The sequence below is a fragment of the Cellulomonas sp. P2_B4 genome, from assembly GCF_056404795.1.
The window spans coordinates 218,053-237,584 of sequence record NZ_JBFUDI010000001.1 but is presented as its reverse complement, the minus strand read 5'-3'; the positions used below and the strand labels follow the sequence as shown (position 1 = coordinate 237,584).

Here is a 19,532-nt window from a genome sequence, read left to right as displayed (position 1 = left end):
AACCTTTCCCTACGTCACCGTCTGGCGCGACCCGAGACGTTCTCGGTGAGCTCGTCGAGCTCCTCGTCGAGCGTCTTGCCCGTCCCGTCCTCGTCGGTGGAGGAGGTGGCGTCCGCTGCGGCCGTGGCAGCGGCCGTGGCCGGGGCGAGCATCTGGCCCTCCTCGAGCAGCTGCTCGATGCCGGAGCGGTTGCCGAGCGGCACCTCCTTGAGGAACAGCACCGCGATCAGCGAGACCAGGGCGATCGGCGCCGCGACCAGGAACAGCTCCGCGATGGCGCTGCCGAACGACTGCTCGACGATCACCCGGATGTTGTCCGGGAGGGTGGACAGGTCGGGCAGGGCGTCGCCGCTGCCCATGAGCGACGGGTCGATGCCCGCGGAGGCCAGGCCGCTGACGAGCAGGCTCGCGACCTTGTTGCCCAGGACCGCGCCGAGCACGGAGACGCCGAGCGCGCCGCCGAGGGTCCGGAAGAACGCCACGGTCGCGGTGCCGGTGCCGACCTCCTTGATGTCCAGCGTGTTCTGCACGGCGAGCACCAGGTTCTGCATGAGCATGCCCACGCCGAGGCCGATGATCACCAGGTAGGCGCCGACGAGCGTGAAGCTGGTGTCGTACTCGATGGTGCCCATGAGCGCCATGCCACCGGTGAGCAGGATCGCGCCGGCGATCATGAAGCCCTTGTAGCGGCCCGTGCGGCTGATGATCTGGCCGGAGACGGTCGAGGAGACCAGCAGCCCGACGATCATCGGGATGGTGAGCAGACCGGACTGGGTCGGGGTCTTGTCGCGGGCCAGCTGCATGTACTGGCTCAGGAAGACCGAGGTGCCGAACAGGGCGACGCCCACCGAGATGCTCGCGATGACGGCCATGACCAGCGTGCGGTTCTTGAACAGGTGCAGCGGGATGATCGGCTCGTCGGCCCGGGTCTCGGTCCAGATGGCCAGCCCGAGGGCGAGGATCGCGCCGCCGACCATCGCGGCGGTCTGCCACGAGGCCCACGCGAACGAGTTGTCCGCGAACGTGATCCAGAGCAGCAGCAGCGCGATGCCGATCGAGAGGAGCGTCGCGCCCAGGTAGTCGATCTTCACGGCACGCTTGACGCGCTTCGGCAGGTGCAGGGTGCGCTGCAGCACGACGATCGCGGCCATCGCGACCGGCAGGCCGACGAAGAAGTTCCAGCGCCAGCCGGGGCCGTCGGTGATGACGCCGCCGAGCAGCGGGCCGCCGACCATACCGAGGCCCATCACGGCGCCCATGAGGCCCATGTACTTGCCGCGCTCGCGCGGGCTGATGATGTCGGCGATGAGGACCGTGCCGAGCGCGGTCAGGCCGCCGGCACCGATGCCCTGCAGGGCGCGCATGCCGATGAGCATGCCGACGCCGTGGGAGAGGCCTGCGAGCGCGGAGGAGATCACCGAGATGGCGAGCGCCAGCTGGATGAGCAGCTTGCGGTCGACGAGGTCGGCGAGCTTGCCCCAGATCGGCGTGCTGATCGTCGTGGTCAGCAGGGTGGCCGTGACCACCCAGGTGAACGCGGACTGGGAGCCCTCGAGGTCCGAGATGATCCGGGGGAGCGACGAGGAGACGACGCTCGTCGCGAGGATCGACACGAACATCCCGAGCAGGATGCCCGAGAGCGACTCGAGCACCTCGCGACGGGTCATGGTCGGCGGGGTGTCGCGCACGGTCTCGTGCTCCGCCGTCGAGGTGGTTTCTGGCGTGGTGGTGGACACGGTTCTTGCTTCTTTCTCTGCGACTGGGACCTGGCGTCGTCGGCAGGTCGTGATCTGTTCTTCAGGTGTGTGGCGCGTCAGGCCGGCGTGAGCACGGGCCCCGGGGCGTCGTGCCGCAGCGGCGTGGTGAGCGTCGCGGCCAGGCGGTCGAGGGCGTCGGTGGTGGCGGTGAACTCGGCCGGCGACCAGTCGCCGAAGATCTCCTCGAGGTGCGTGTCGAGCTGCTCGCGCACGTCGTCGGCCAGCGCGCGGCCGGCGGGGGAGAGGCGCACCGTCCGGACGCGCCGGTCCTCGTCGTCGACGGCCCGCTCGACGAGGCCCTCGTCGACGAGCTGGCTGACCTGGCGGCTGGCCACCGAGATGTCGACGCGCATGAGGTGGGCGATCTCGCCCACCTGCACCGAGCCGCGGGCCTCGAGGATCCGGATGATCGCCAGCGTGCCGCGCGTGCAGCCCAGGTCCCGGGACAGCGCGACCGCCGACTCGCGCAGCGCACGGCTGAACGACTCGATCGACCGCAGCAGCCTCTGCTGCGCGCTGTCGGGCAGGACGGGCGTCATGGCGCTCCTCAGCTCAAGTGGTTGCTCAACACAACTGTACATTAACACTTGCTTCAAGCAACTGAATCGTCGATCCATTCCCGTCGTCAGACGCGAACGGCGCGGTGGGGGAGACAGCTCCCCACCGCGCCGTCGCGCGCCGCCCCGGCGGCGGATCGCATCCTCGTCAGGGGGATGCGGCCGAACCTCGCCTGGAGCGGTCGACCTTGACGCCCTCCATGTCCTCCAGCTCGACACCCTTGGTCTCGGGCACCTTCCACAAGGTGAACAGGAAGGACAGCGCAGCGAATATCGCATACATCAGGTACGGGATCGATGCCCCGAACGTGTCGAGCAGCGGCGGGAACGTGACCGTGATGAGGAAGTTCGCTATCCACTGCGCGGCGGCGGCCACCCCGAGGGCGGCGGCGCGGATGCGGTTGGGGAACATCTCGCCCAGCAGCACCCAGACCAGCGGACCCCACGTGGCACCGAAGAAGACGACGAACAGGTTGGCGGCGATCAGGGCGATGACACCCCACGGGTCGGGCAGCGTGACGTTCTCGCCGGAGCCCGTCGACTGCGTGAACGCCAGGGACATGATGCCGAGGGTCACCGCCATGCCGATGGAACCGGTGAGCAGGAGCGGCCGTCGGCCGATCTTGTCGATGAGCGCGATCGCGATGAACGTCACCAGCACGTTGGTGACCGAGGTGATCGTCGAGACCATGAACGACTGGCTCTCGTCGAAGCCGACCGCCTGCCACAGGGTCGTCGAGTAGTAGAAGATCACGTTGATGCCGACGAACTGCTGGAAGACCGACAGCAGGATGCCGATCCACACCACCGGCAGCAGGCCGAACCGCGGACCCTTCAGGCTCGCCTGGGCCTCGAGCTTCTTGTCGGTGGCGATCGTGTTCTCGATCTGGACGACGTGGTCCTCGACGTCGGCATCCGCGCCGAGCGTCGTCGCCAGGACCTCCTTGGCCTCGTCGCGCCGGCCGGTGGCGATCAGGTAGCGCGGCGACTCGGGGATGCGCAGGGCGAGGTAGCCGTACACGGCCGCCGGGATGGCCGCGACCATGAACATCCAGCGCCAGGCCTCGAGCCCGAGCCAGAGCGTCTCCGACGCGCCGCCGGCCACGCCCTGCAGCAGCTGGTCGGACAGCAGCGCGGCGAAGATACCGAGGGTGATCGCGAGCTGCTGGAGCGAGCCCAGCCGGCCGCGCATGGCCGCCGGCGCGATCTCGGCGATGTAGGCCGGGGCGATGACGGACGCGATGCCGATGCCGATGCCCGCCAGGATGCGCCACAGGATCAGGTCCCAGACGCCGAACGCCAGGCCGGACAGGATCGAGGAGACGAAGAACAGGATCGCGCCGACCAGCATCACGCGCGTGCGGCCGAACTTGTCGGCGAGCTTGCCGCCGAGCCAGGCGCCGAACGCGCAGCCGAGGAGGGCGACCGCGACGACGAACCCGGTCAGGGTCGAGCCGATCTCGAACTGGTCCTGGATGGCGTCGACGGCGCCGTTGATGACCGAGCTGTCGAACCCGAACAGGAACCCGCCGACCGCGGCCGCGACGGCCAGGCCGATCGCCTTGTTCTTGTAGGGGCTGTCCGGGACGTCGGCTGAGCCCGGCGGCGGCGTTGACGCGTGCGACATGTTCCCTGACCTCCGTGTCGCCGGGGCGCTCCCCGGACCTGCAACCCACCTTGGACCTCAGGCGGTCCCTCCGCACGTCGTCGGCACGAGGTCGGCGACGCGCCGACCTGCTGGCCGTCGGTGCGAACGCGGTGCAAGATCGTGCGATGGACGCGACACCCGGCGCACGGCGCCCCCGTCGGCCAGCGATGCTGGACCCGGCCGCGGCCGACGAGCTGCCGGGCGGGTACGACCCCGCCGTGCGCAACGACGCGGCGCACACCACGGCGGCGGCCCTGGTGCACCAGGGCCGGGCCAACGCGGATCCCGAGGTGGTGGCGCGGCTGGTCTCGCTCGTGGAGACCGAGGGGCTCGACGTCGTCGCCGCGCTGTGGTCCGACAGCCCCGCCGAGACGTTGCCGGGTGCGCTGTGGCGGCTCTACGTGCTGCGCGAGTGGGTGCGTCGCGACCCGGAGACCATCGCGGACCGCTACCGGCTGGGGGTCGCCGCGGCGCCGGTGCACGACGCGGTCGCCGGGGTCGCGGACGCGCCCGGGCCGAACGACGTGCGGGCGGTCGCCGACGCGGTGCTCTCGGGTGTCTACACGGGTGATCTTGCGGTCGCGCTCGAGCGGGCGGCGGCCTTCTGCCAGGTCCTCGCGACGGGGGCCGCGTTCGACGCCGACCACCTCGACGACGTGGACCCGACCGGTGCGGTCCGGCTGACGCGCGGTGCGGCATCCCTCGTCCGGACGGCTGAGGAGCTGTCCCGGGCTGCCGCGCTGTGGCGTGCGGACAAGCTCGAGTAGGCCTGGTCGAACGAGGTCGGGACTAGAATGGGCAGCGACGTCGGGTCGCGGTAGCCCCGGGCTCCATCTCAAGCCGCTTCGAGCGGCCCCGCGCCGAGAGGCGCTCCGCGGCCCGGCGTCGTCGCACCCGGAGTGCGCTGGTGCGCGATGCCGTGTACGCCGCGCGGGTGATCCGCGGCCGTTACCGGCCTGTCACTATGTGTCCATGCGCGCGCTGCCGCGCGTTAGGCATTCGACCGGCCGTGACCTAGCCTGATCCCCGTCCTCCTCCCCCCTCCACGGAGCCTGCTGTGCGCCTGCGCCTGACCCCGCGCGACACCACGTTCTTCGACCTCTTCGCCGCTCAGGCGACCCATCTCGTCACCGGTGCGAACCTGCTCGGCGAGATGCTCGGTGCCGACCGGTCGACCCGCAAGGAGATCGGCAAGCGCATCGCGGACGCGGAGCACGAGGCCGACGAGGCGACGCACCTGATCATGCGCCGCCTGAACTCGACGTTCGTCACTCCGTTCGACCGTGACGACATCTACACGCTCGCGTCGAGCCTCGACGACTGCATGGACTTCATGGAGGAAGCGGCCGACCTGATCGTCCTCTACAAGGTGGACGACCTGCCGGCCCGCGTGTCCGACCAGGTCCAGGTGCTCCAGCGCGCCGCCGAGCTGACCGCCGAGGCCATGCCGCGCCTGCGCTCGATGGACTCTCTGTCCGAGTACTGGGTCGAGGTCAACCGCCTCGAGAACCAGGCCGACAAGATCCACCGCAAGCTGCTTGCCCAGATGTTCGACGAGATCACCGACCCGATCCAGCTCATGAAGATCAAGGAGATCGTCGAGCGGCTGGAGGACGCGGCCGACGCGTTCGAGAAGGTGGCGAACACCGTCGAGACCATCGCGCTCAAGGAGTCCTGACCGCGGTGGAGATCGCGCTCGTCATCATCGTCGTGGTGTTCGCGCTCGGCTTCGACTACACCAACGGTTTCCACGACGCCGCCAACGCCATCGCGACCTCGGTCTCCACGCGCGCGCTCACCCCGCGCGTCGCGCTGCTCATGGCGGCGTTCTTCAACCTCCTCGGCGCCCTGCTCGGCACCAACGTGGCGACGACGATCGCCGAGGACATCATCAGCATCGACAACGTCAGCCCCGAGGAGGGGCTGATCATCGTGCTGTCCGCCCTCGTCGGTGCCATCGCGTGGAACCTCATCACCTGGCGCCTGGGCCTGCCGTCCTCGTCGACGCACGCGATCATCGGCGCCCTGACCGGCGTCGGCATCGCCGCCAGCGTGACCGTGCACTGGAGCGAGATCTGGGACCGGGTGGTCCTGCCCATGGTCTTCTCCCCGATCATCGGCTTCCTCGGCGCGTTCCTGCTCATGGTCCTGCTGCTCTGGATCGTGCGGAATCGGGCGCCGGCCCGCACGCAGCGCCGGTTCCGGCTCGCGCAGACCGCGTCCGCCGCGGCGATGGCCCTCGGCCACGGCCTGCAGGACGCGCAGAAGACCATGGGCATCATCGTCCTGGCGCTCGTCGCCGGCGGGTTCCACGAGGGCGACTCGATCCCGCTGTGGGTCAAGCTCTCCGCCGCGACGGCGATCTCGCTGGGCACCTACTCGGGCGGCTGGCGCATCATGCGCACGCTCGGGCGCAAGATCATCGAGCTCGACCCGGCCCGCGGCTTCGTCGCCGAGTCGGTCGCGTCGCTGGTCCTGTACGGCAGCGCCTACTGGTTCCACGCCCCCGTCTCGACGACCCACACGATCACCTCGGCGATCATGGGCGTCGGTGCCACCAAGCGGGTGTCGGCGGTCCGCTGGGGCGTGGCCAAGAACATCGCCTACGCGTGGGTGCTGACCATCCCGGCTGCGGCCCTCGTCGCCGCGATCGTCTACTGGATCCTCAACCCGATCCTGCTGGGCCTCGGCGCCCGCTAGACCTCGTGCGGCCGGTGCGTCTCGGTCGCCACGACGCGGGGCCCCTTGGGCGTCTGCGCGACGTGCGCGACCAGGACCTGGGCGGGGTGCAGGAACGGGTCGGCGTGCGGCAGCGCGTCGGCGATCTGYCGGCCCGCGTGCTGCGCGAGCACGTCGACGACCGTCGGCAGCACCGGCCGGTGGGTGCACAGGACCACGTCGGCGTGCGCCTCGAGCAGGCTCAGCACCTCGGCCGCGACCTTGGCCGGCGACGAGTGGTGCGACGTCTCGGTGAGGATGGCCGACACCTCGGGCACCACCTGTGCGGCCGCGGCGTAGGGCGCCATCGTGCTGACGCACCGGGCCCACGCGCTGGTCACCACGCGACCGACGCCGAACGTCGACAGGATCGGGGTCAGGGCGTTCGCCTGCCGGTGGCCCTCGGGCGTGAGGGGGCGGTCGAGCTCGGTGCCCTTCCAGTCCGCGCGGCGCCGGGCCGTCCCGTGCCGCGCGACCACCAGCGCGCGCGTGTCCAGACGGTCCTTCGCGTACGCCTCGACCAGGTCGTCGAGCGGTTCCTGGTCGTCGGGCCGGGTGAGCCGCTTGAACGCCACGTCGGCGTCGAACCAGCGCAGCTGGTCGATCTCCTTCGGGCTCACCGGGGGCACCGGCGGGCGCGCGCGCAGGGCAGCGGCGTCCGGTCGGCCGGCCACCTGGGCCGCCCAGTAGTGCACGCGCTTGCGGCGGCCGTCCGACAGGCCGTACTCGAGGCCGGGCAGCGGCACGCCGAGGACGACGTCGTGGCCGGTCTCCTCGGCCACCTCACGCGTCGCGGCCCCGAGGATGGTCTCGCCCGGGTCGACCTTGCCCTTGGGCCAGGACCAGTCGCCGTACCGCGGGCGGTGCACCATGGCGACCTGGAGCTTCTCCAGACGCACGCGCCAGACGATCGCGCCGGCCGCCTCGACGATGACCGGCGCCTGCGTGGGGCTCACCGGCCCTTGCCGTGCTTGCGGCGCTGCCGGCTGATCAGGGCCGCCTGCAGGTCCACGAGGGGGCCGTCGGCGCCGACGTAGTGACGCTCCCAGGCACCGTTCGAGTCGAGGTGCCACGACGCGGTGCCGTCGTCCATCGACTCGTCGAGCAGCTCGATGAGCTCGCTGACCTGGTCGGGGTCGGCGATCCGGACGAGCGCCTCGACGCGACGGTCGAGGTTGCGGTGCATGAGGTCCGCGGATCCGATGTAGACCTCCGGCCCCTCGAAGGTCGCGTCCTCGGGCTTCACGGAGGACGCGAACGCGAAGATGCGCGAGTGCTCGAGAAAGCGCCCGAGGATGGAGCGGACCCGGATGGTCTCCGACAGTCCGGGGACTCCCGGACGCAGCGCGCAGATGCCGCGGATCACGAGGTCGACGGGCACTCCGGCCTGCGACGCACGGTAGAGGGCGTCGATCGTGGCCTCGTCGACCATCGAGTTGACCTTGATCTTGATCCACGCCGGCTGGCCCTCGCGCGCGGCGGCGGCCTCGCGGTCGATGCGCTCGATCAGGCCGTTGCGCACCGAGCGCGGCGCGACGAGCAGGCGGTGGAACCTCGACTTCGGCGCGTACCCGGACAGCTGGTTGAACAGCCGCGTGAGGTCCTGGCCGACCTCGGGGTCGCTGGTGAGCAGCCCGAGGTCGGTGTACAGGCGCGCGGTCTTCGGGTTGTAGTTGCCGGTGCCGATGTGGCAGTAGCGACGCAGGCCGTCGGACTCCTGGCGGACCACGAGCGACAGCTTGCAGTGGGTCTTGAGGCCGACGATGCCGTACACGACGTGGACGCCCGCCTGCTCGAGCTTGCGGGCCCACGAGATGTTGTTCTGCTCGTCGAAACGCGCCTTGATCTCGACCAGCGCCAGGACCTGCTTGCCGGCCTCGGCGGCGTCGATGAGGGCGTCGACGATGGGGGAGTCGCCCGAGGTGCGGTAGAGGGTCTGCTTGATGGCGAGCACCTGCGGGTCGGCGGCCGCCTGCTGCAGGAACTGCTGCACCGAGGTGCTGAACGAGTCGTACGGGTGGTGCAGCAGGATGTCGCGCTCGCGGATCTTGGCGAACATGTCCGCCGGTGTCGCGCTCTCCACCTCGGCCAGCTGGCGCGGGGTCGATGCGACGAACCGCGGGTACTGCAACGGGGCGCGGTCCAGGTCGGCGATGAGGTGCAGGCCGGTGTGGTCGAGCGGCGCGGGCAGCTCGTAGACCTCTTCCTCGTCGACCCCGAGCTCGCGGATGAGCAGGCTGCGGATGCGCGGGCTGATGCCGTCGGCGATCTCGAGGCGGACCGGCGGGCCGAAGCGGCGGCGCAGCAGCTCCTTCTCCATGGCCTTGAGGAGGTTCTCGGCGTCGTCCTCCTCGACCTCCACGTCCTCGTTGCGGGTCACGCGGAACGTGTGGTGCTCCTGCACGACCATGCCGGGGAACAGCTGCTCGAGGTGCTCGGAGATGACGTCCTCGACGGGCACGAAGCTGACCGGGCCGCGCTCCAGCGAGGCGGCCTGCACGTCCGGGGCGCTGGGCCGGCCGGAGGCGTCGACCGCGATGAATCGGGGCAGCAGCGGCGGCACCTTGACGCGGGCGAAGTGCTCCTTGCCGGTCGAGGGGTTGGACACCACCACGGCGAGGTTGAGCGACAGCCCCGAGATGTACGGGAACGGGTGCGCGGGGTCGACGGCCAGCGGCGTCAGGACCGGGAAGATCTGCCGGCGGAAGAACTTGCGCAGCCGGTCCTGCTCCGACTCGCCCAGGTCGCTCCAGCGCACCAGGGTGATGCCCTCGTCGGCGAGCGCGGGCTGGACCTGGTCCGCGAACACCGCCGCGTGCCGGGACATCAGCCGGTGCGCCTCCTCGCTGATCGCCTCGAGGACCTGGCGCGGGGACGCCCCGGACGCCGCCGTGACCGCGATGCCCGTGGCGATGCGGCGCTTGAGGCCGGCCACGCGGACCATGAAGAACTCGTCGAGGTTCGAGGCGAAGATCGCCAGGAAGCGCACCCGCTCGAGCAGGGGCAGATCGGGGTCCTCGGCCAGCTCCAGCACCCGCTGGTTGAACGCCAGCCAGGACAGCTCACGGTCCAGGAAACGGTCGTCGGGCAGCGGCTCGAGCTCCAGCTCGACGTCCTCGACCTCGGTCACCGCGGCCGGGCGCACATGCTCCGCGATATGGGCCGCGAGGTCAGGGTCGAGGGCGGTGAGGTCCGTCATGCGCCCATCGTGACATCCCTCGGTGAACTCTTGGTATCGGAGCCGAACATCACATCAACGCCGGCCGCGACGAAGCCCGCGCGCTCGTAGGTGTGCACCGCCACGGTGTTCTCGGCGCCGGTGTAGAGGATCGCCGCCGTCAGCCCGCCGCTGGTCAGGTGGTCCAGGCCGAGCGCCGTGAGAGCGCGACCGAGGCCGAGGCCCTGGGCGTCCGGGTCCACACCCACGACGTAGATCTCGCCCACGCGGCCCGGACCGTGCTCGCCCGCCGGGTGCACCTTGGTCCACACCGAGCCGAGCAGCTGGCCGTCGCGCTCCGCGAGCAGGAAGCCCTCGGGGTCGAACCAGTCCTCGGCCTCGCGTGCCCGCAGGTCCGCCGAGGTCATGCGGCCCTGCTCGGGGTGGTGCGAGAACGCGCGCGAGTTGACGCGGCGCCAGGCGTCCTCGTCGGCACCCGGCCGGAACGCGCGCACCGTCACGCCCGGCGGGAGCGCGGTCTCCTGCTGCGGCCGCGCCGTGAGGTCGAGGCGCATCTGCAGCAGCTCGCGCACGACTGCCATCCCGGCCGCCCGCGCGAACGCCCGGGCGGCAGGCAGGTCGCCGTGCGCCCACACCCGCAGCTCGCGCTCGTCGACGACCTCGGCCTCGGCCCGGGCCCGGGCCAGCAGCGCCCTGCCGACGCCGGAGCGGCGGTGGGCCGGGTCGACCACGAGCTCGGCCTTGACGCTGGTCTGCGACCCGACGTCGAGCTGTGCGTAGCCGACGAGCACGTCGCCCAGCGCGGCCTTGAGGTGGACCGCGGGCGCCTCCGGCTCGGTGAGCCACAGCAGGGGCTGCTCCGAGAGCGGGGCGACGCCGTCGGCACCGGCGGCGCGGTGCGCGAGGGCACGGACGTCGTCGGCGGCCGTCGTGGACAGGGGACCGGCTGTCGCCGTGACGACGACCTGCGTGGACGTGTCGACCATGAGGCCATCCCACCACGGGTGGAACCGGACGGCTGTCCAACAATTGCGCGCGTTCCGGTGAAGGGGGTCGGATCCGCTCGGGGTCGTCCGGGGCGAGCGGGTAGGTTGGGCGGGCCATGGACCCGTCCCAGAGCCCCCCGGAGACCCGCCGGTCCCGGCGCGCCCGGACGTCCGCGCCCTCCGGGCCGGTCGAGGTGACCGTCGTGGTGATCGGTGCCGGACAGGCCGGCCTCTCCGCGGCGTACCACCTGCGCAAGAGCGGCCTCGTCGCCGTCGGCGAGCCCGGCTGGGCGAGCGCCGAGGAGACGTTCGTCGTCCTCGACGACGCGCCCCAGGCGGGCGGTGCGTGGCAGTACCGATGGCCCGGCCTGACCATGGCCGACGCGCACGGCGTGCACGACCTGCCGGGGATGCCGCTCGTCGCGCCCGACCCGTCCGAGCCCGCGGCGTTCGCGGTCCCGTACTACTTCGCGCAGTACGAGGAGGCGTTCGACCTGCGCGTGCAGCGGCCCGTGCGGGTGTCGCGCGTGTCGTCGACCGACGACGGCCGCCTGCTGGTGCGCAGCCAGAGCGTGACGCGTCCCGACGAGGTGGTCGAGTGGAGCGCCCGCGGGCTGATCAACGCGTCGGGCACCTGGGGCAAGCCGTTCTGGCCCACCTACCCAGGGGTCGCGACGTTCGGCGGACGCCAGCTGCACGCCCGGGACTTCCGGCTCCCCGAGGACCTCTCCGAGGGGCACGTCGTGGTCATCGGTGGCGGGACATCCGCGGTCCAGCTGACCCTCGCGCTCTCCCGCGTCACGACGACCACCTGGGTCACCCGGCGCCCGCCCGCCTGGCGCGACGTCCAGTTCACGCCCGAGCTGGGCCGCGAGGCGGTCGCCCAGGTGGACGCCCGCACCCGGGCCGGGCTGCCGCCGTCGAGCATCGTCTCGGTCACCGGCCTGCCCCTGACGCCCGAGTACCGCCTGGGCATCACGGCCGGCATCCTCACGGCGCGGCCGATGTTCTCCCGGATCACCCCCGACGGCGTGACGTGGGACCCGCACGAGCCGCCCGCCGACGGCTGGGTGGACGGTCCAGCGTTCGTCGCGGCGCGCACGCTGCTGTGGTGCACAGGGTTCCGGGCATCGCTGGACCACCTCATCCCGCTGCGCCTGCGCGCGCCGGGCGGCGGGATCGTCATGGACGGCACGCAGGTGGTCGCGGACCCGCGGATCCAGCTCGTCGGCTACGGCCCGAGCGCGTCGACCGTCGGCGCCAACCGCGCCGGCCGCGAGGCGGTCCACAACCTGCGCACGCTCTGGTCGCGCTGACGCGTCACGTCGGCGGTGGCATGTGGGCCGACGCGAAGACCAGGCCGTGCGGGAGCGCGGAGCGGGCCATGTTCCAGGTGTGTCGCTGACCCTCGAACGTCATKACGAGCGTCGTGTCGCCGCGGCCCTCGAGGTTCGTGGCGATCTCGGGACCGTTGTGTGACGGGGCGCCGTGGTCGAGGCTCGCCAGCGCGACGTAGAGCGCGACCTCGTGCGGCAGAGGCATGGTCCTGGAGCGCTTCGTGAGGTCGTGCTCCTCCCACTCCGCCTTCGTCGCGAGCATCGCCGTCCCGCCCGTGCCCGGGTCGCCGTACGGCTCGATCGCCATGATCACGCCGAACTGGGTCGGCGGTTGCAGGCCCAGGTCGAGAGCGCAGAAGCCGCCCGACGAGAAGCCCCCGACGGTCCGGTGCTTCCAGTCGGCCTTCGTCGGGTAGGTGCGGTCCACCCACGGCACCACGGTGTCGTTGATGTAGGTGGACACCTGCGAGCCCCCGGTCGTCGAGTCCAGGCACTCGGTGTCGACCGCGCTCGGGCCGGTGCCGTTGACGTCCATCGCGACGACGATCATGGGCTGCACCAGCCGGTGCGCGAGCAGCACGTCCATCGTGTGCGGGAGCGCGCCGGCCGCGAACCAGTCGCCGCTCGCACCCGGGCTGCCGTGCACGAGGTACACGACGGGGTAGCGGGTCTTTCCCGAGTCGTCGAACCCCGGGGGCGTGTAGATCCAGGTCAGCGAGTCGCCCGGCATGCGGTCGGCTGCCGGAGCGGCGACGTGGACCGACTCGACCGTGCCCTCGTCGGCGTTCCCCGTCCGCTCCGACGGGTGGCCGTGCTTCATCCCGTGCACCGTCCCGATGCCCCAGCTGGCGAGCGTCACCCGGGCCGCGGCGACGTTGGGCATGTAGCCGACATAGGCGTTGGTCGCGACGCCGAGCCCGAGCAGGACGGCCAGGCCGGCGCAGATCCACAGGGGCCAGGAGCGGCGCTCGCGCCGACGCCGCCGCACCGCCCAGGCGATCGTGAGGGCCGCGAGGACACCGACGACGGCGACGGTCCACCACGAGCTGATCCAGTCGCTGCCGCTGCCGAGCTCGCGCAGCACGTCCTGCGGCAGGTGTTCGCCTGGCTGGTCGTCGGCCTGCAGCATGCGCGACAGCCTCGCACCCCGACGAGTCCTTCGGCAGACTGCACCCATGACGGCCGCGGGCAGCGTGCTGGTCCCGCGGGTCGCGCGGACGGCACTGGACGAGCAGCGACGCCGTGTGCGCGTCCGGGTGCTGGCGTCGCGGGTCGTGCTCGTGCTGGCGATCCTGGGGCTCGTCTCGGCGGCGGTCCACCCCTTGTGGAAGGACATGGGACTCGTCCGCGACACCGTCCCGGGGCTCGTCGTGCACACCGCCCGCCCGACCCTGGTGATCGTCTCGCTGGCCCTGATGCTCACCGCGCGCGGGCTGCGCCGCGGGCACCGGCTCGCGTGGGTCGCCACGCTCGCGATGCTGTCGGTCTCCGTCGTGGTCCACCTCGCCAAGGGGCTCGACGTCTTCTCGGCGCTCCTGCTCGGCGCCGGGATCGTCTGGCTGGCCACGCAGGCGCGGTCGTTCCCGGTCCTGCCGACCGCGCGGGCCGTGCGCCGAGCCGTCCTCTGGTCGGTCGCGGCGGTCGTGTTCGTGGTCGTGTTCTTCGTCGGGCTGGTCGTGTACTTCGTCGCCACCGATGCGTCCGCCGACGACGTCGAGCGCTACGCCGGGATCATCCAGCCCGTCACGTTCGTGCTCACCCTCGTCTTCGTCGTCGCCATGCTCTGGTCGCTCCTCTCGCCCCGCCGGCCGGTCCGACTCAGCCCGGCCGACCACCACGACGAGCGCGAACGGGCACGGCTCGTCGTGCAGCGGTACGGCTCGGGCACGCTCGACTACTTCGCGCTGCGCGACGACAAGGACTGGTTCTTCTCGGGGTCGTCGGTGGTCGCGCACTCGGTGCGCGCCGGGGTCTGCCTCGTCTCGCCCGACCCCGTCGGACCGGTCGAGGAGCGGGTGCTCGTCTGGGCGGAGTTCCTCGGCTACGCGCAGGAGTTCGGCTGGTCGGTGAGCGTGATCGGGGCGGCACAGGACTGGCTGCCCACCTACGAGTCGAGCGGGCTGCGCACCGTCTACCTGGGTGACGAGGCGATCGTCGACTGCCCGACGTTCAGCCTGGAAGGACGCGCGCACAAGTCGCTGCGGCAGGCGGTCAACCGGATCGAGCGCGCCGGGTACACGACGACGTTCCACGACCCGTCGGCGCTCGACCCGCGGCTGCGCTCCGAGATCATGTCGATGAGCGAGGAGTCGCGGCAGGGCGACGTCGAGCGCGGCTTCTCGATGACCCTGTCGCGGCTGTTCCAGCCGGAGGACACCGGGCTGATGCTCTCCGTGACGCGTTCGTCGGAGGGGCGGGTGGACGCCTTCTGCCAGTGGGTCCCGGCGACGGCGATCGGCGGCTGGTCGCTCGACGTGATGCGCCGTCGCACGGATGTCGAGGGCCTGCCCAACGGATTGATCGACGCGAACATCGTCGCCACGATCGCCGAGCTCGCCGGGCGCGGTGAGCGGGGTCTGGGCCTGAACTTCGCGATGATGCGCGAGGTGCTCGAGGGCGAGGAGTCCGGCTCCCGGATCGACGCCATCACGCGTCCGCTGCTGCAGAGGATGTCGGAGGGGACGCAGATGGGCACCCTCAGCACGTTCAACGAGAAGTTCGACCCGGGCTGGGTGCCGCGGTACGTGCTCCTCGACTCCGTCGAGTTCGTCGCGACGCAGGCGCTCGTCCTGGCCGGCGCCGAGGGCGTCACCGAGATCCCCGTGATCGGCCGGTTCCTGGGCAGCATCGGGGCGCCGGCGTGATCTGGGCGCTGCTGGCGGCGATCGTGTCGTCGACCGCCTACGGCGTGAGCACGATCATGCAGGCCGTGGCCACGCGTCGCGCCGCCGGGCTCGCCGTCATCAAGCAGCCTCTGGTGATCGCCGCGTTCGTCGTCGACGGCCTCGCCTGGGTGCTCTCGCTCGTCGCGCTGGACAAGCTGCCCCTGTTCGTCGTGCAGGCCATCATCGCCGCGTCGCTCGTGGTCGTCGTCGTGCTGGCGCGGTTCGTGCTGGGCACCCGCATGCGGCCCGTCGACGTGGCCGCCGTGGTCGCGGTCGTCGTCGCCCTGGTGATCGTGTCGCTCGCGGGTGGGGAGCAGCCCGCGGTGCCGGCGCCGCGGGGCTTCGTCGCGATCTTGATCGCGGCCTCGGCCGGGCTCGTCGTGCTGCTCGTGGTGTTCTACCGGAACGGGCGGCCCGTCGTCCTCGCGGTGATCGGCGGGCTCGGGTACTCGGGCGCCGCGATCGCCGCCCGCGCCGCGACGGAGTCGGAGGGGTTCTGGGCGACGATCTTCCAGCCGTTGGCCGTCGCGATCGCGTTGTGCGCCGTCGCCGGTGCCCTGGCCTACCTGCGCGCCCTCGAGCGCGGGTCCGTGGGGACCGCGGCCGCCGTCGTCTCCGTGCTCGAGGTCGTGGTGCCGGGGGTCGTCGGCATCTGGGTGCTCGGCGACCGGATCCGCGACGGCTGGGACCCGGCCGCCGCGTTCGGCATCGCGCTCGCCCTCGTCGGCTGCGTGGCCCTGGCCCTGAGCCCGGCGAACGCCGCCGCAGAGGCGTCCGCCGAGGCCCGCGAGGTCAGTCCTCCTGCTTGATGGTCGGACTGATCCTGCGCTCCGGATCAGTCCTCCTGCGTGATGGTCGGACTGATCCTGCGCTGCGCTGCAGGCGGGTGCGCTGGCGCGCCCCCACCTTCCGCTTCGCTCCGGATCAGTCCTCCTGCTTGATGGTCGCACTGATCCTGCGCTGCGCTGCAGGCGGGTGCGCTGGCGCGCCCCCACCTTCCGCTTCGCTCCGGATCAGTCCTCCTGCTTGATGGTCGCACTGATCCTGCGCTGCGCTGCAGGCGGGTGCGCTGGCGCGCCCCCACCTTCCGCTTCGCTCCGGATCAGTCCTCCTGCTTCGCCCCCGGCGCCGCCAAGCCCTGCGCGATCAGGTCCATGACCGACGAGTCCGCCAGGGTCGTCGCGTCGCCCACCTGACGGTTCTCGGCGACGTCGCGCAGCAGACGGCGCATGATCTTGCCGGAGCGCGTCTTGGGCAGCTCCGCGACGACGAGGATCTGGCGCGGCTTGGCGATCGGGCCGATCGCCTTGGCCACGTGGTTGCGCAGCTCGGTCTGGACCGCGTCCGCCTCCTGGTCCTTGCCGGCGGCGTCGCCGCGCAGGATGACGAACGCGACGACCGCCTGGCCCGTGGTCTCGTCGTTGGCGCCGACGACGGCCGCCTCCGCGACCCACGGGTGGCTGACCAGCGCGGACTCGATCTCCGTGGTCGACAGCCGGTGGCCGGACACGTTCATCACGTCGTCCACGCGGCCGAGCAGCCAGATGTCGCCGTCGTCGTCCTTCTTGGCGCCGTCGCCCGCGAAGTAGAGGTTCTGGAACCGCGACCAGTAGGTCTCCTTGTAGCGGTCCGGGTCGCCCCAGATGCCGCGCAGCATGGAGGGCCACGGCTCGGTGATCACCAGGTAGCCGCCCGAGCCGTCCGGCACGGAGTGCGCCTCGTCGTCGACGACGTCCGCCGCGATGCCCGGCAGCGCGACCTGCGCGCTCCCCGGCTTGGTCTCGGTGACGCCCGGCAGCGGGCTGATCATGATCGCGCCGGTCTCGGTCTGCCACCACGTGTCGACGATCGGGGCCTTGTCGCCACCGATGACACGCCGGTACCAGATCCACGCCTCGGGGTTGATGGGCTCGCCCACCGACCCGAGCACCCGCAGGCTCGAGAGGTCGAACTTGCCCGGGATCTCCTCGCCCCACTTCATGCACGTACGGATGGCTGTGGGGGCGGTGTACAGGATGGTGACCTTGTACTTCTCGATGATCTCCCACCAGCGCCCGCGGTGCGGGGTGTCGGGCGTGCCCTCGTAGATGACCTGCGTGGCGCCGTTGATCAGGGGCCCGTAGACGACGTAGGTGTGGCCGGTGATCCAGCCGACGTCGGCCGTGCACCAGTAGACGTCCGTCTCGGCCTTGAGGTCGAAGACGTTGCGGTGGGTGTACGCCGCCTGCGTCAGGTAGCCGCCGGTCGTGTGGAAGATGCCCTTCGGCTTCCCCGTGGTGCCCGACGTGTAGAGGATGAACAGCGGGTGCTCGGCCTCCACCGCGACGGGCGTGTGCTGGTCGCTGGCCGTGTCGACGACGTCGGACCACCAGACGTCGCGGTCGTTCCAGGTGACGTCCTGGTTCGTGCGCTTCACGACGAGGACGTGCTCCACCGACGGCGTGCCCTTGGCGATCGCGTCGTCCACCGCGGGCTTCAGCGCGCTGGCCGCGCCGCGGCGGTAGCCGCCGTCCGCGGTGACCACGAGCTTGGCCTCGGCGTCGTTGATGCGGCTGGCCAGGGCCTCCGCCGAGAAGCCGCCGAACACGACCGAGTGCGGTGCGCCGATGCGCGCGCAGGCGAGCATCGTGACGACGGCCTCGGGGATCAGCGGGAGGTAGATGGCGACGCGGTCGCCCGTGCCCACGCCGAGCGCGGTGAACGCGTTGGCGGCCTTGGACACCTCGCGCTGCAGGTCGGCGTAGGTGATCGTGCGAATGTCGCCGCCCTCACCCTCGAAGTGCAGGGCGACCCGGTCGCCGTTGCCCGCCTCGACGTGCCGGTCGACCGCGTTGTACGCCGCGTTCAGGGTGCCGTCGGCGAACCACCGGGCGAACGGAGCGCCGGACCAGTCGAGGACCTCCTCGAACGGCTTCTCCCAGCTGAGCAGCTCTCGGGCCTGGTCCGCCCAGAAGCTCGGGCGGTCGGCGTTGGCCCACGCGTACAGGTCGTGCTGCGCGTTGGCCTGCGCGGCGAACTCGGCGCTCGGCGGGAAACGGCGTTCCTCGGTGAGCAGGTTCTCGAGACCGGGCTCGTGGGTGGGCTCGTTCGCGGTCACGGAGACCACCTTCCTGTGCAGCTACGTCGGTGCAGGTGGACCGGGGTCCGGTCGGAAACTCTAGCCGGACCCCGCAGGACCTGCTGCTCAGGCCTTGTGACGCTCGCGGAACTCGCCGAGGTGCACGCCACGCTTGCGGGCCGACGCGATGACGAGGCCGGCGAGCAGCAGCAGGAAGCCTGCCGCGAGCGCCATGCCGGACGTCGCCGACACGGTCACCTGCTTGATCGTCAGCTCCCAGCCCTTCGACGAGAGGAGCGTCAGCGTCTGCTCGCGGGCGAGCGACGGGGCGTAGAGATACACGGCGCCCACCGCGCTGATGATCACGCCGCCCGTGATCGGGACCGCCGCCGTCCAGACGCCCAGCAGCAGCACGCAGCCGAGCAGCAGGAGGCCGAGCGTGACCAGCACGATGCCGAAGACCGACGTGGTCGCGTCCCAGCCGTCGACCTGTGCCTCGAGGATCTGCGACTCGCCCAGCAGCAGGACCCCGACCGCGATCGGCGTCAGGATCAGGCCGACCAGAACCCCGAGGATGCGCGAGCCCGCCGACGGGCTGCTCGGCGCGTTCGGGTCCGGGAACAGGCGTCCGTCGTCCTCGGGCTCCGGTGTGATGGCCCCGTAGGCCGCGACCGGCGTGGTGGCGGGTGCCTCGGTGGCCGGTTCGTTCGCGACGGACGCCGCGGCGACCGCTGCGACCTCCGGATCGACAGGCGTGGCGGCCGTCCGCGGAGCCGTCGCGACGACGGGGTCCGGCGTCGGGTCGTCGGGCGGGACGGGGGTCGGGCGGACGACCGCGTGGCGGCCCGTGTCCAGGCTGACGGGCTCGGTGACCGGCGCGGCGGTCTCGCCGACGACGGGCGCTGCCACGACCGGCGCCGTGGCGACGGGCTCTGCGGCGACGGGCTCCGCGGTGGTCGGTTCCTCGACCACCGGCTCTGCCGCGGCGGGCTTGGCCACGGTCGGCTCGGCAACCGGCTCGGCAACCGGCTCGGCGACGGTCGGCTCGGCGGCGACCGGCTCGGTCGGCGGGACGAGCTCGGGGTCCGAGGGGGCCGCGGGCGCCGGCTCGGCGGGGGTGCCGGGGGTCGACGCTGTCTCGTCGGCGGGGGTGCTCCGCTCGACGGGGGCAGGGGTGGTGTCGTCGGCCGGACGGTCGGGGTCGGAGGTGCTCATGCATGCTCCTCGGGGCAGGGCGCGGGTGCGGCGTCGAGAGGCGCCGCTGTCCTGATCACCGTATTGCCGCGTCGGGGCTCGCGCCGTGCGGCGCGCTGCTCGCAGAGGTCGGGACCTGGCCCCGCGCGTGCGGCGCGCTGCCCGCCTGGTGGACACGGGGAATGGCGTCGCGCGGTCGAGGGTTGCCCAGCGG

Annotated in this window: 15 protein-coding genes; 6 read left to right on the top strand and 9 right to left on the bottom strand. The window is 71.7% G+C overall.

Going from position 1 to position 19,532, the window contains the following annotated elements; genetic code table 11:
• Positions 1-14: 14 nt before the first annotated feature.
• The 3 genes from AC1DZC_RS01185 to AC1DZC_RS01175 form a co-directional block, all read right to left on the bottom strand.
• Positions 15-1,667, bottom strand: coding sequence for an MDR family MFS transporter (locus tag AC1DZC_RS01185; RefSeq protein WP_477042130.1), 1,653 nt, complete (start codon positions 1,665-1,667; stop codon positions 15-17).
• Between the two features lie 146 nt (positions 1,668-1,813).
• On the bottom strand, positions 1,814-2,296 hold the full coding sequence (locus tag AC1DZC_RS01180; protein WP_477041951.1) for a MarR family winged helix-turn-helix transcriptional regulator: 483 nt from the start codon (positions 2,294-2,296) through the stop codon (positions 1,814-1,816).
• A gap of 166 nt (positions 2,297-2,462) precedes the next feature.
• A complete protein-coding gene (locus AC1DZC_RS01175; protein WP_477040458.1) occupies positions 2,463-3,941 on the bottom strand; it encodes a sugar porter family MFS transporter in 1,479 nt (492 codons plus the stop codon).
• Between the two features lie 188 nt (positions 3,942-4,129).
• Between AC1DZC_RS01175 and AC1DZC_RS01170 the strand changes: the two genes are divergently transcribed.
• The 3 genes from AC1DZC_RS01170 (at position 4,130) to AC1DZC_RS01160 (ending at position 6,662) form a co-directional block, all read left to right on the top strand.
• A complete protein-coding gene (locus AC1DZC_RS01170) occupies positions 4,130-4,729 on the top strand; it encodes a hypothetical protein (RefSeq protein WP_477040531.1) in 600 nt (199 codons plus the stop codon).
• A gap of 290 nt (positions 4,730-5,019) precedes the next feature.
• Positions 5,020-5,640 carry a DUF47 domain-containing protein gene (locus tag AC1DZC_RS01165; RefSeq protein ID WP_477040459.1) on the top strand — a complete coding sequence of 207 codons (621 nt, stop codon included), beginning with the start codon at positions 5,020-5,022 and terminating at the stop codon, positions 5,638-5,640.
• Positions 5,641-5,645: 5 nt separating this feature from the next.
• Complete coding sequence (locus AC1DZC_RS01160; RefSeq protein ID WP_477040460.1) at positions 5,646-6,662, top strand: inorganic phosphate transporter; 1,017 nt, start codon at positions 5,646-5,648, stop codon at positions 6,660-6,662.
• Here AC1DZC_RS01160 and AC1DZC_RS01155 read toward each other — a convergent pair.
• Genes AC1DZC_RS01155 through mshD form a run of 3 tightly spaced genes read right to left on the bottom strand, consistent with a single transcriptional unit; the run spans position 6,659 to position 10,844 of the window.
• Positions 6,659-7,636 carry an NUDIX hydrolase gene (locus tag AC1DZC_RS01155; protein ID WP_477040461.1) on the bottom strand — a complete coding sequence of 326 codons (978 nt, stop codon included), beginning with the start codon at positions 7,634-7,636 and terminating at the stop codon, positions 6,659-6,661. The genes AC1DZC_RS01160 and AC1DZC_RS01155 overlap by 4 nt on opposite strands.
• Positions 7,633-9,879 (bottom strand): RNA degradosome polyphosphate kinase, encoded by a 2,247-nt coding sequence (locus AC1DZC_RS01150; protein WP_477041950.1) that lies wholly within the window; start codon positions 9,877-9,879, stop codon positions 7,633-7,635. Before AC1DZC_RS01150 ends, AC1DZC_RS01155 begins: the two co-directional genes overlap by 4 nt.
• Complete coding sequence (mshD, locus tag AC1DZC_RS01145; protein ID WP_477041949.1) at positions 9,876-10,844, bottom strand: mycothiol synthase; 969 nt, start codon at positions 10,842-10,844, stop codon at positions 9,876-9,878. Before mshD ends, AC1DZC_RS01150 begins: the two co-directional genes overlap by 4 nt.
• Positions 10,845-10,960: 116 nt before the next feature.
• Between mshD and AC1DZC_RS01140 the strand changes: the two genes are divergently transcribed.
• On the top strand, positions 10,961-12,160 hold the full coding sequence (locus AC1DZC_RS01140) for an FAD-dependent oxidoreductase (RefSeq protein ID WP_477041948.1): 1,200 nt from the start codon (positions 10,961-10,963) through the stop codon (positions 12,158-12,160).
• Positions 12,161-12,164: 4 nt separating this feature from the next.
• Here the strand turns inward: AC1DZC_RS01140 and AC1DZC_RS01135 are convergent, their stop codons facing one another.
• Positions 12,165-13,310: an alpha/beta hydrolase gene (locus AC1DZC_RS01135; protein ID WP_477041947.1), complete on the bottom strand. Its 1,146-nt coding sequence runs from the start codon at positions 13,308-13,310 to the stop codon at positions 12,165-12,167.
• Positions 13,311-13,356: 46 nt separating this feature from the next.
• On the opposite strand from AC1DZC_RS01135, the gene AC1DZC_RS01130 reads away from it, so the two are divergent.
• Together AC1DZC_RS01130 and AC1DZC_RS01125 are read left to right on the top strand one after the other, a co-directional pair.
• On the top strand, positions 13,357-15,045 hold the full coding sequence (locus AC1DZC_RS01130; RefSeq protein WP_477041946.1) for a bifunctional lysylphosphatidylglycerol flippase/synthetase MprF: 1,689 nt from the start codon (positions 13,357-13,359) through the stop codon (positions 15,043-15,045).
• On the top strand, positions 15,042-15,875 hold the full coding sequence (locus AC1DZC_RS01125; protein WP_477041945.1) for a hypothetical protein: 834 nt from the start codon (positions 15,042-15,044) through the stop codon (positions 15,873-15,875). Before AC1DZC_RS01130 ends, AC1DZC_RS01125 begins: the two co-directional genes overlap by 4 nt.
• Positions 15,876-16,168: 293 nt before the next feature.
• Here the strand turns inward: AC1DZC_RS01125 and acs are convergent, their stop codons facing one another.
• Positions 16,169-18,163 (bottom strand): acetate--CoA ligase, encoded by a 1,995-nt coding sequence (acs, locus tag AC1DZC_RS01120; RefSeq protein ID WP_477041944.1) that lies wholly within the window; start codon positions 18,161-18,163, stop codon positions 16,169-16,171.
• 87 nt (positions 18,164-18,250) lie between these two features.
• Complete coding sequence (locus tag AC1DZC_RS01115; protein ID WP_477041943.1) at positions 18,251-19,339, bottom strand: hypothetical protein; 1,089 nt, start codon at positions 19,337-19,339, stop codon at positions 18,251-18,253.
• Positions 19,340-19,532 lie beyond the last annotated feature (193 nt).

Coding starts and splice junctions, on each gene's coding strand:
- AC1DZC_RS01175 (WP_477040458.1), bottom strand. CDS start 3,941: ATGTCGCACGCGTCAACGCCGCCGCCGGGCTCAGCCGACGTCCCGGAC.
- AC1DZC_RS01170 (WP_477040531.1), top strand. CDS start 4,130: ATGCTGGACCCGGCCGCGGCCGACGAGCTGCCGGGCGGGTACGACCCC.
- AC1DZC_RS01115 (WP_477041943.1), bottom strand. CDS start 19,339: ATGAGCACCTCCGACCCCGACCGTCCGGCCGACGACACCACCCCTGCC.
- AC1DZC_RS01140 (WP_477041948.1), top strand. CDS start 10,961: ATGGACCCGTCCCAGAGCCCCCCGGAGACCCGCCGGTCCCGGCGCGCC.
- AC1DZC_RS01150 (WP_477041950.1), bottom strand. CDS start 9,879: ATGACGGACCTCACCGCCCTCGACCCTGACCTCGCGGCCCATATCGCG.
- AC1DZC_RS01180 (WP_477041951.1), bottom strand. CDS start 2,296: ATGACGCCCGTCCTGCCCGACAGCGCGCAGCAGAGGCTGCTGCGGTCG.
- AC1DZC_RS01130 (WP_477041946.1), top strand. CDS start 13,357: ATGACGGCCGCGGGCAGCGTGCTGGTCCCGCGGGTCGCGCGGACGGCA.
- AC1DZC_RS01185 (WP_477042130.1), bottom strand. CDS start 1,667: ATGACCCGTCGCGAGGTGCTCGAGTCGCTCTCGGGCATCCTGCTCGGG.
- mshD (WP_477041949.1), bottom strand. CDS start 10,844: ATGGTCGACACGTCCACGCAGGTCGTCGTCACGGCGACAGCCGGTCCC.